This window comes from Nostoc flagelliforme FACHB-838 (genome assembly GCF_014698065.1).
In the GTDB taxonomy this organism is placed as follows: domain Bacteria; phylum Cyanobacteriota; class Cyanobacteriia; order Cyanobacteriales; family Nostocaceae; genus Nostoc; species Nostoc flagelliforme_B.
The window spans coordinates 1-3,332 of sequence record NZ_JACJSI010000537.1 but is presented as its reverse complement, the minus strand read 5'-3'; the positions used below and the strand labels follow the sequence as shown (position 1 = coordinate 3,332).

General features: G+C 39.9%; 5 protein-coding genes and 1 pseudogene. All 6 read left to right on the top strand.

What is annotated here, in order from left to right; all coding sequences use genetic code 11:
- The coding region (locus H6G97_RS48255) for an AAA family ATPase (RefSeq protein WP_190947409.1) at positions 1-546 on the top strand (546 nt) is incomplete at its 5' end.
- Complete coding sequence (locus tag H6G97_RS54350) at positions 543-776, top strand: hypothetical protein (protein WP_242056138.1); 234 nt, start codon at positions 543-545, stop codon at positions 774-776. The genes H6G97_RS48255 and H6G97_RS54350, both read left to right, overlap by 4 nt.
- Entirely contained in the window at positions 773-1,066 is a 294-nt protein-coding gene (locus tag H6G97_RS54345) for a DUF192 domain-containing protein (protein WP_242056137.1), read from the top strand. The genes H6G97_RS54350 and H6G97_RS54345 overlap by 4 nt, the downstream gene beginning before the upstream one ends.
- A 468-nt stretch (positions 1,067-1,534) precedes the next feature.
- The gene (locus H6G97_RS48245) at positions 1,535-2,125 is read left to right on the top strand and encodes a hypothetical protein (RefSeq protein ID WP_190947408.1); all 591 of its coding nucleotides are present in this window, start codon (positions 1,535-1,537) and stop codon (positions 2,123-2,125) included.
- A 287-nt stretch (positions 2,126-2,412) separates the two neighbouring features.
- Positions 2,413-2,736 (top strand): hypothetical protein, encoded by a 324-nt coding sequence (locus tag H6G97_RS48240; RefSeq protein ID WP_190947407.1) that lies wholly within the window; start codon positions 2,413-2,415, stop codon positions 2,734-2,736.
- A 32-nt stretch (positions 2,737-2,768) separates the two neighbouring features.
- Positions 2,769-3,332 (top strand): annotated as a pseudogene (locus tag H6G97_RS48235) (hypothetical protein); the annotation flags it as partial.

The following is a 3,332-nucleotide window of genomic DNA, read 5'->3' as shown; positions in this document are numbered from 1 at the left end:
CTCGCTGGTATGCTTTTGACCTGGATGCAAGAACGTACTAGTGAGGTTTTAATTATCGCTTCGGCTAACAATATTCAATGGCTACCACCAGAGCTAACCAGAAGTGGACGCTTCGATGAGATTTTTAAGGTGGATTTACCCAATTATGGAGAACGGCACGAAATATTCAAGATTCACTTAGCCCGTTTTGATCCTCGTTTCCGTGATCGGGGCGATGGGTATAGTGAAGAAGAATGGAAAAGGTTACTCAAAGCTACACAGCGATGTGTGGGGGCGGAGATTCAAGCCATTGTAGAACGCGCCGCCGTCTTTAGTTTCTGTGAAATGTTTGGTGATGATGTTGCACCAGCTAGCGAACTGCCATCACTTGAGATTACATTATCGGCATTGCTGGCTGCAAGGCAGAGTATGAATCCTCTGGCCATCCGCGAAGCTGACCGAGTTGAAAGTATGCGTAACATTGCCGCTTTGCATGGCCTTCCATCTAGCCCGATTGATTCATCTATATATAGTCTCGGCAACATCGATATTTTTGGTGAAACATGAAAACTTTAAAAATCAATTCCGAAAAGGATTTATACGTTGCTGCCTTCAATTTACTGAACATACTAGGCCCTGTTGCTGGAGTATCAATTATCATCGGCACTGTGGCGCTCGGTTACGTTCAAACTTGTCCCCAAGATTTACCAGTTACGCACATTCTCACTCTTGGCAAGCGCACATTTAACTTGGAAGCCGCTTCTACGCCAGAGCAATTAGAGAAAGGGCTGAAATGAAATTTCGAGCATCCTTAAACAGTGATCGCGGAATGTTATTCAACCTGGGAGGAGAAATTTACAACGTGCCTTTCTGGATGTACAAGGTAAATTTTCCATTAGACATCTTTTATCTTAAGGACAATGTGGTGACAACTGCGGTTTACAATGCCCAACCGTGTTACAAAACCCCTTGCCCCATCTACAAGGGGAAAGTTGCTAATCAGGTGCTAGAGCTAGCAACAGGCGCTGCCAATATCAAGGTTGGCGATCGGCTTAACATCCAACCCTTATCATCAGCCAAAGAATAATATCGATTACGATCAGGCTGTGATGGCAATTTGCCAAAAACGTATGTATTAGGGAGAACCAATAAATAAATCAGCCCAGCCGTCGCTTTCGCCTTGAGGGCGAAAGCGCCTAGATATCTCGGTTTTGCCAAAAATATTATTGATACGGCTGGGCTGATTTATTCGTGTCTTGTGCCTTGCATTAAACAGGCTTTAACACACAAAATCAAGCAAAAGTCAATCTCCACATTTCTACCTTACTGAGCTAATTACAAAAATATTTATACTAATAAATAATTGCAGGGATTATATGTCAAGCAAAAAGGTTGCTAATAATATAATTGATTTCTAAATACTTAGAGAATGAATGTTAGCAATATTATACTAGTACTTTTGTGCTATTTTTTTTTAGTACTAAAGTGTCTCCATTTTGAAGTTGACTTATTTAAGAATGTGCGTATTCCTCATCCAATCGTTCAGGAGAACGAGATGCGTACTGACTACGAATATCTAGAAAGTTTTTCCGCTTCGGCAACGGCAACCCTCTCACCTTCTCCAAAGAATGACAGGGCGACAAAAAGCACACTTACACTCATGGGTGTGACTGGTGTGTTGATGATAGCAGAGATGTCCGTCCACAATATATTGATGGGTGGATTTATGATTGCGTCCGCCATCGTCATTGCCTTGCCGAAACAATCACAAGCATTATTTACTAACTTCGATAAACTACAACGAAAGTATGGAGTTAATCTCTATGCTGTGTTGTTTGCGCTGTTAGCAGTAATTTGTCTAATTGATTTTGCGGCGGCTCCAGCTAATGCTCAGTTTTTCAATAATGCTCAAACTTGGATGACCACCACTTTTGGTAATGCCAACAATGGACAAACATCAGAAGTTATCGCACTTTTTTTCAATGTATTGAGAGCTTTATTCCTATTATATGTTGGGATCAGTTTAGTTCGGATTATTCAGTCTGCCCGCAATGATGAAGACTGGCAGACACTAGCAAGAACTCCATTAATCATAGTTATGGCAGTTTTCGTTGGAGATTTAATTACTGGTTTGATTGTTCAGTAAAAAAGCTTTATCAAAACAGAATTCAGGAGTCAGGAGCCAGAATTAAGAATGAATTCTGTGTGAATGGCGAATGAATAAGTGTGTTTAATACCCCCACTAAATTGAAAATTTAGCAGTCTTCTCTTTCAGAGACGCAAGCGCGAACTAATCAGGAGTGGGTTTGAATCCCCCACTGATTGATTCTGACTCCTGAATTCTGACTTCTGAATTCTTCTTCAAGGGTTATCAGTTATTGATACATACACATTCGGATTAATAGCTGATAACTCTTTATTAAATCAATAAACATGTCAAAAAAGCATGATTTTCGGACAGTAAATCGAATTTTAGGAGAAAGACCAAGACTAGGGCCATTCCCTGCCGACCAAATATTTGCCTGGACATTAATCGCAGTAGTCAATGTATTCATCTTTAATTATTTACTGAAAACAAGTTGGTTAGGTACAGGATTAAGTATTGCTTGGGGATGGGCAACATGGTGGACAATTTCTACAAACAAAGACTTTTTCGGTAAGTTCGTCAGCGTCCCTCGAATTAGTAGGGGATATATGAGATTTCAATCAATACAACAGAAGTCGTCAGATGGAAGCCGGAAGAAAAATAAATTCTGAGTTCTAGTGAAATTTCAGTTATTAGTAAAATTATGCCAAAATCTTCTAATAAGGCTAAAGATAAATTAGGTAAAGCAGCATTAGAAAACGAGCAGATTAGTGTCGTGAAAATGCTCACTCCCTTTGAAGATATTATCCATTTAGCGGGGATTTGCGACCTCAACTTAGGAGGTAGGCAGGGCGTAGGCGCATTAATTCTCAAGAAAGGTGAAAATATTCAAATCAAATTTTGCTTTGATTGTTTAGGGATTCATCCGAATTTACAATCATCGCAAATGCTGCCGATCTTTGAGGGGATAGAAGCGGGGCTAAAAGAAATTCCCGAAGGCGAAGGCGAAAGTCTCACAATACACTTAGGGTCTTTTACCTCGGATTATCAGCGACAAGAAGAACTGTCCAAGCTAGAGAGTAATTGTCAGATTGACCAATTAAAATTGTTAATACGTAGTGAAAGATTAAGGACTAAAAAACTAACGGAAAGTGGAGTTAGGAAGAATAAGTTTTTGAGACTCTGGTGTACTTACACTGTTATTGATGAGGATGAACGGTCTAAGGATTTTATAGAATCTCTGATTAGAAAATTAGAAAAGGGCTGG

Coding starts and splice junctions, on each gene's coding strand:
- H6G97_RS54350 (WP_242056138.1), top strand. CDS start 543: ATGAAAACTTTAAAAATCAATTCCGAAAAGGATTTATACGTTGCTGCC.
- H6G97_RS54345 (WP_242056137.1), top strand. CDS start 773: ATGAAATTTCGAGCATCCTTAAACAGTGATCGCGGAATGTTATTCAAC.
- H6G97_RS48245 (WP_190947408.1), top strand. CDS start 1,535: ATGCGTACTGACTACGAATATCTAGAAAGTTTTTCCGCTTCGGCAACG.
- H6G97_RS48240 (WP_190947407.1), top strand. CDS start 2,413: ATGTCAAAAAAGCATGATTTTCGGACAGTAAATCGAATTTTAGGAGAA.